Source organism: Kitasatospora sp. NPDC059571 (genome assembly GCF_042735675.1).
Classification (GTDB): domain Bacteria; phylum Actinomycetota; class Actinomycetes; order Streptomycetales; family Streptomycetaceae; genus Kitasatospora.
Window position 1 is genome coordinate 3,333 of record NZ_JBHWBW010000057.1, and the last position, 5,025, is coordinate 8,357.

Below are 5,025 nucleotides of genomic sequence, written 5' to 3' on the forward strand. Positions count from 1 at the left end.
TCGATGCCGTAGATGAGGTCGATGTTGAGCACCGGGATGCCCGCCTCGCGGACCCCGGCGAGCCGCGCCCCCCCCCCCCGCCGGTCGGCTCAGAACGCGGAGTTGGCGAACCAGTGCGCCAGCAGGTCCTCGTCCCCCTCGTACTGGATCGCCTCCGCGTCCAGGGCCAGGCGGCCGTAGACGAGCAGCAGGAGATCGGCCGCCGTGCCCCGGACCTGTGCATCCGCGGCGTCGGCGGCGTCCGTTGCGTCGGCTGCGTCGGAGGAGAGGGCGGGGGCGGGGTCGAGTCCGAAGCCGTCGGGCCGCAGCCGGATCAGCCAGTCGCCGTCCCCGTCGGTGGCCCGGAACCGGATGGTCCGGCCGTCGCCGCGGAGCTCGGCCACCTTGGGGGCGAAGGAGCCCGCGAAGGGCAGGTTCACCAGGAACTCGTCCACACCGTCGACCGCGAGCGCGCGGTCGATCTCCGGCCGCACCCCGAGGGCCAGCTCCGCATCGACCCGGTGCACCAGGGTCTCGAACAGCATCCGGCGGGCCCAGAACCTGGCGTGCTGGTCGGCGCCCCACGCCCACATCGGAGCGTCCGGGTCGGTGGCGGCGAACGCCTCCGCCGCCACGGCCGCGCTGTCGGCCAGCCAGTCGGCCCAACCGTCCTCCCCGGAGGGGAGGTTCAGGTCGACGTCGCGGCTGCGCGGGGGTTCCTGGATGCGGCCGTGCAGCAGGACGGAGAACCAGCGCTGCACACTGCCGGCGTGCCTGACCAGGTCGGCCAGCGTCCAGCCCGGGCAGCTGGGCACCGCGGTCCCGACATCGGCACCCTTGACCGCCGCCGTGAACAGAGCGGTCTCCGCGGCGACGGCCGCGCGGTGGTCGACCGGGGCCGGGCCGTGGCCCGGGCGGAGGGAGGTCGTCATGGGTCGTGCCTCTCGGGACGGTGAGGTGCGGCGTGGCCGGGAGGGCCCGGGGTCGTGCTCCGACGGTAGACGTCAATGGTTCATGCAGTCAAACATTGAGATTCGCATGCGATCTCTCCTCTGGACCATCCGACGCGGTGCTCGCCGACCGGTCCGCGAACTCGCCCCGACCGCACGGCAGATGGTCACGTCCGGTGCCATCGCCACCGCCCCTCCCTCCGTCGAACGGGTCTGGACACCCGCCCGGACCCCGCCTAGCATCCCGATCACCCGACCGATCCTTCGCCACCCGCCACCGAGAGGCTGCGCCATGCACTCCTTCCGCAAGGCCGTCGAGGCCCGCGACATGGACGCCGTCGCGGCGCTGCTGGCCGAAGACGTCGTCTTCACCAGCCCGGTCGCGTTCAAGCCGTACCCGGGCAAGGCCATCACCGCCGCCATCCTCCGCGGTGTCCTCCGGGTCTTCGACGACTTCACCTACATCCGCGAGATCACCGACGAGGGCGGCCGCGACCACGCCCTCGTCTTCACCGCGACCGTCAACGGCAAGTCCATCCAGGGCTGCGACTTCCTCCACCTCGACGAGGACGGCCTGATCGACGAGTTCACCGTCATGGTCCGCCCCCTCTCCGCCGCCCAGGCCCTCTCCGAAGCCATGGCCGCCCAGTTCGCCCAGATCGCCCAAGAGGCCGCCGAACACTGACCTGTCGCAGGCCGGCCGCCCGGCCGGCCCCCGCCGGGTCCGGATACCGACACCCGGCGGGCTCGATGTCGTACGCATGCGCTAGAACGGTCCCGGCCCTGTCCCGACCGTGAGGGAATGCGCATGACCGACCCGGCTGCCACCCGACTCGCCGCCATCCCCGGCCTGTACGAGCAGGTCGTCACCGACGCCCTGGCCGACCGGATGGACGCGCTCAGTAGCTCGGGCTGGCAGGTGGTCGACCGTACGGTCGGTGACGAGTCGGCCCCCTTCGTCCTCGCCCGCCACCTCGGCACCGCGGTCGAGCGGGCCCTGGCGGCGCTTCCCGGATCGGAGCGCGTCGCAGCGGCCAACCGCGTGCTCGCCGCGCTATCGGCGCCGAATGCCCCCGAGCCGGCCGACCTCGTGGCACCCGGTCCGCGCGAACTCGTCGCGCTGGCCGAGAAGGAGGCCGAGGGCGTCTACCGGGTCCGGCCGCTGACCCCGCTCTCCGAAACCGCGCTGCTCACCAATGCGCCCGACGAGCAGAGCTTCGGCCATGAGCTGCGTGCCGAACTCGCGACGGCCGACCGGGTCGACCTGCTCTGCGCCTTCGTCAAGTGGCAAGGACTGCGGGTCATCGAGCCGCAGCTGCACGAGCTGCGGAGCCGCGGCGTCCGGCTCCGGGTCATCACGACCACCTACATGGGGGCGACCGAGCGGGCTGCCCTCGACCGCCTGGTCAACGACTTCGGCGCCGAGGTGCGCATCAACCACGAGGTCCGCTCCACCCGGCTGCATGCCAAGGCCTGGCTGTTCCGGCGGGCCACCGGCTTCGACACGGCGTACGTCGGCAGTTCCAACCTGTCCCGAGCCGCCCTGCTGGACGGCCTGGAGTGGAACGTAAGGCTCTCCGCCGTTGCCACCCCCGCCGTGCTCCGGAAGATCGAGGCGACCTTCGACTCGTACTGGGCCAACCCGGGGTTCCGGCCGTACCACCCCGACACCGATGCCGCGGAGCTGGACGAGGCCCTTGCGGCGGCAGGCGGATGGCACCGGGGCGACCAGGTATTCTCCCTCTCCGGCCTGGAGGTGCGGCCGCACCCGCACCAGCAGGCGATGCTGGAGAGCCTCGACGCTGAGCGCAAAGCCCGTGGACACCACCGGAATCTCTTGGTCGCCGCGACCGGTACCGGCAAGACGATCACGGCGGCGCTGGACTACCGGCGGCTGCGGGCCGAGCTCGGCGGCGATCCGTCGCTGCTGTTCGTCGCCCACACCCGCGAGATACTGCAGCAGTCGCAGCGCGCCTACCGGGAGGTCCTGTCCGATGCGACCTTCGGCGAACTGCTGGTCGCCGGCGCCCGGCCGGAACGCAATCGCCACCTGTTCGCCAGCGTGCAGTCCCTCAACGCCGGCCGGCTGACGGCCTTTCCCGCCGATGCCTTCGACGTCGTCGTCATCGACGAATTTCACCACGCCCAGGCTCCGACCTACCGGCGGATACTCGACCACTTCCAGCCCATCGAGCTGCTCGGCCTCACCGCCACCCCGGAGCGCGGGGACGGCAAGCGGGTCCAGGACGAGTTCTTCGACGGCCGGGTGGCCGCCGAACTCCGGCTCTGGCAGGCGCTGGAGGACGACCTGCTCTGCCCGTTCCACTACTTCGGCGTCCACGACAACACCGATCTGCGCGGTGTGAGCTGGCGTCAGGGTGCCTACGACACCGAGGAGCTGACCAATCTGCTGACCGCCGGCCATGCGCAGGCCCGCCAGATGGTCAAGGCCGTCGTCGACAAGATCGCCGATCCGGCGCGGATGCGCGCACTCGGCTTCTGCGTCTCGGTCAAGCACGCCGAACACCTGGCTGCCGCCTTCCGGCAGGCTGGCTTCCAGGCCCGCGCGCTCTCCGGTGAGACGCCGGCTGACCAGCGGCGTGACGCGTTGGCCGGGCTGCGTGACGGCCGGATCCAGATCCTGTTCAGTGTGGATCTGTTCAACGAGGGCCTGGATGTCCCCGATGTCGACACCGTGCTGCTGCTGCGCCCGACCTCCAGCGCCACGGTGTTCCTGCAGCAGCTCGGCCGGGGCCTGCGCCGCTCGCCGAACAAGGCTGTCCTCACCGTCCTGGACTTCATCGGCCACCAGCGCCGGGAGTTCCGGTTCGACGAGCGGCTCAGTGCGCTCACCGGCGCGACCCGGCGCGGCATCGAGGAGGCCGTGACGGCGGACTTCCCCCTGCTTCCGTCCGGCTGCCAGATCGTGCTGGACCGGGTGGCCAAGGACATCGTCCTCGACAACATCAAGAACCAGTTGAAGACGGCGAATGCCCCGAAGCTGGCCGAGGAGATCCGCTCGTACGGCATGCCGACGATGGAGCGCTTCCTCGCCGAGAGTCGCCGGGACGTCGAGGACGTCTACCGGGGCGGGAACTCCTGGACCGGCCTGCTGCGGCGGGCCGGCCTGGTCACCGGACCCGCACCGGAGGGCGAGGCGGGGCTGCTCAAGCGCATGCCGGCGCTGCTGCATGTGGATGACCCGGATCGGATGAGGGCGTACACCGAACTCGTCGCCGATGGCGCACCTGACGTCGAGTCGCTCGCCGAACCGATGCGCACCTACGCCGCGATGCTGTTCTTCTCCCTCTGGCCGAACGGCGAAGGGTTTCAGAGCGTGGGCGAGGGCCTGCGCTCGCTCCGCGGACAGCAGCAGGTGCGCGAGGAGCTGCGCCAGGTGTTCGCACACGGGCTGGCCCACGCCGCGCATGCGCCCAGGCCGCTCGGTCCCGACCTCGGTCCGCTCACCGGCCGGCCCCTCGCGGTGCACGCCCACTACACGGCGCCGGAACTGCTCGCGGCCCTGGGCTGGGCTTCACTGGACGGCCATCTGCCCTCGAAATTCCGCGAGGGTGTCGTCTGGTGCCCGGAGGCCCAGACGGATGCGCTGCTGGTCACCGTCACCAAGGACGAGAAGGACTTCTCCGCGAACGTCCGCTACCGGGACTACGCGCTCAGCGCCGAGCAGTTCCACTGGGAATCCCAGAACCGCACCTCCGCGGCATCCGCCACGGGCCGGCGCTACATCGGCCACCGCGAGACCGGCAGCAACGTGCTGCTGTTCGTTCGCCGGTTCAAGCAGACCGAGATCGGCCGCGCCGCGCCGTACGTCCTGCTGGGGCCGGCCGACTACCTGTCCCACGAGGGTGACCGGCCGATGGCGGTGACCTGGAACCTCCGGCAGCCGCTGCCCTCGGACGTGCAGCACTTCACGTCTGCGGCCACGGCCTGAGCGGGGCCGGGCCGTCGGCCCGGAAACGCAATGTGCGGGTCAGGATTCATCCATAGCCGCGCATTGACATGTTGGCGAGGGGGGTCGTTTAACCCCCCCCCCCCAAAAATGCCCGAGCACCTCCAACGAGCGCGTGATGCCTTG

At 71.0% G+C, this 5,025-nt stretch carries 3 protein-coding genes; 2 read left to right on the forward strand and 1 reads right to left on the reverse strand.

Annotation, left to right across the window (positions count from 1 at the left end):
• Nucleotides 1-89: 89 nt before the first annotated feature.
• Entirely contained in the window at nt 90-911 is an 822-nt protein-coding gene (locus ACFV0G_RS09735; RefSeq protein WP_380544439.1) for a maleylpyruvate isomerase family mycothiol-dependent enzyme, read from the reverse strand.
• Between the two features lie 310 nt (nt 912-1,221).
• On the opposite strand from ACFV0G_RS09735, the gene ACFV0G_RS09740 reads away from it, so the two are divergent.
• Nucleotides 1,222-1,614, forward strand: a complete 393-nt coding sequence (locus tag ACFV0G_RS09740; protein ID WP_380544442.1) for a nuclear transport factor 2 family protein — start codon at nt 1,222-1,224, stop codon at nt 1,612-1,614.
• A 123-nt stretch (nt 1,615-1,737) separates the two neighbouring features.
• Nucleotides 1,738-4,881, forward strand: coding sequence for a DUF3427 domain-containing protein (locus ACFV0G_RS09745; protein WP_380544445.1), 3,144 nt, complete (start codon nt 1,738-1,740; stop codon nt 4,879-4,881).
• The last annotated feature ends 144 nt before the right edge of the window (nt 4,882-5,025 follow it).

Coding starts and splice junctions, on each gene's coding strand:
- ACFV0G_RS09735 (WP_380544439.1), bottom strand. CDS start 911: ATGACGACCTCCCTCCGCCCGGGCCACGGCCCGGCCCCGGTCGACCAC.
- ACFV0G_RS09740 (WP_380544442.1), top strand. CDS start 1,222: ATGCACTCCTTCCGCAAGGCCGTCGAGGCCCGCGACATGGACGCCGTC.
- ACFV0G_RS09745 (WP_380544445.1), top strand. CDS start 1,738: ATGACCGACCCGGCTGCCACCCGACTCGCCGCCATCCCCGGCCTGTAC.